The sequence below is a fragment of the Streptomyces sp. NPDC002619 genome, from assembly GCF_042889305.1.
In the GTDB taxonomy this organism is placed as follows: domain Bacteria; phylum Actinomycetota; class Actinomycetes; order Streptomycetales; family Streptomycetaceae; genus Streptomyces.
On the sequence record NZ_JBIAQV010000148.1, the window covers coordinates 1 to 1835 of the forward strand.

General features: G+C 67.2%; 1 protein-coding gene. It reads left to right on the top strand.

The genetic code is table 11. From position 1 onward, the window contains the following. Window positions 1-490 precede the first annotated feature (490 nt). Window positions 491-1835 (top strand): OFA family MFS transporter (locus ACFYXB_RS45915; protein ID WP_389591460.1); only part of this gene is annotated, 1345 nt, incomplete at its 3' end.

Here is a 1835-nt window from a genome sequence, read left to right on the forward strand (position 1 = left end):
CCATCCGCCATCCGCCATCCGCCGAGAGGAGGTTGTCGTGCTGATCGCCGTGTCCCTGGTCTGCGCCGTGCTTGTGGCCGCGAGCAACGCCCTGGGAAACGTGATGCAGCGTCGGGCCGCCCTGATCGTCCCGCAATCCAACCGGCGTTGGCCGCGTGCGCCGCCGCGCAAGCACCGACGACCGGCCGGGCGTGCTGGTGGAGGCGGCTTACGCCGGACTCGACCTGATCAGGCGTCGGCGTGCTGAGCACGGCCAGGCGCCGCAGCAGTTGACCGACCAGCTTGATCCGCTCCGCACCACCACTGTGTCACCGCCTGCGCGCTGTCATGGTCCGGGATGCCGCCCCGGACCCCAGCTGCACGGACGGCGTACCACCAGGCCCGGCCATGCCGGGCCCAGCCGCAGGGATGGGAATCCGTTCCACCCCACGGCATGAAGAGAGGCCCAGGGGGCGCACTCCAGGCTCTTTTCACGCAAGGGAAGACAGAGATGTCAGCAACACAGCAAGGGGCTTCCGTTCCCTACAGCGAAGTCACCGACTTGAACGGCCGCGTGTACCGGGTCGGGGAGACCGACCGGTCCATCCTTGGGAGGCCCCGGAAATGGATGGTCTTGCTCCCATGGATCGCGATGATGGGTGTCAGCGTCTACGAGTACGGCTACAGCTCCGCTGAGGAGGTGCTTAGCAACGCCCACGGGTGGACGCTCACGCAGACCTTCTGGATCGCCGGTTTCTGGGCGGTCTTCCAGGCGGGCGTGGCCTTCCCTGCGGGGCGCCTGCGGGAGAAGGGAATCCTGTCGCCCAGGAGCGCCATGATTATTGGTGGCGTCCTCGCGGGCGTGGGCATCTTGTCACTCTCGTACATCGGCAACCCCTACCTCGTGATGGTCACCTACTCGGGCCTGGGCGGGATAGGCGCCGGTCTCGTGTACGCGACCTGTATCAACACGGTCGGCAAGTGGTACCCGGACAACAAGGGCGGCCGCACCGGGTTCGTCAACGGCGGCTTCGCCTACGGAACCCTTCCGCTCATCTTCGTCTTCAACTACTGGTTCCACCCGAGCAACTACAAGCTGATCCTCGACCTGATCGCGGTGGACATGGTGATCATCGTGGTCTGGTGCGGGTGGTTCTTCAGGGACCCGCCGAAGAGCTGGTGGCCGGCGGACGTGGACCCGCTGAACCGGGGCACGAGCGAGGACGCCAAGCGGGTCGCCAGGCGTATGGCCAAGAACCCGCCGGCCAAGGCCCAGTTCACCCCGCTGCAGGCGATCAAGACCGGGCAGCTGCCGCTGATGTGGCTCGCCTTGGTGCTGATCGGCGGCGTGTCGCTCTTCGGCATCAACTTCCAGGTGCCGTTCGCCAAGAGCCTGGGCTTCGGCCCGCTGGTGGCCGCCTCCTCGGCGGGCGTGCTCGCCGTGGTCAACGGCGTCGGCCGCGCGGCCATGGGCTTTCTGTCCGACTACCTGGGCCGCCGGCTGACACTGACGCTGGTGCTGGTGGTGGCGGGTTTGGCGCAGTTCGGTGTCCTGTGGTCGGGCCACGCGCACAACGAACCCCTCTTCCTGTTCTTCGCATTCCTCAACGGCTTCGGCGGTGGCGCCTTCTACCCGCTGTTCGCCTCGCTCACGCCGGACTACTTCGGTGAGAACAACAACGCGCAGAACTACGGGGCGGTCTACAGCGCCAAGCTGGTCGGCGGTGTGGGCGGCGGTGGTCTGGCTGCCTCGGTGGTCGACGCCTGGGGCTACAGCGGCGCGTACTACCTGGCCGGCGGCATCGCCTTCCTCTCCGCCGTGCTCACCCTGTTCCTGCGGCAACCCGCAGCACCCA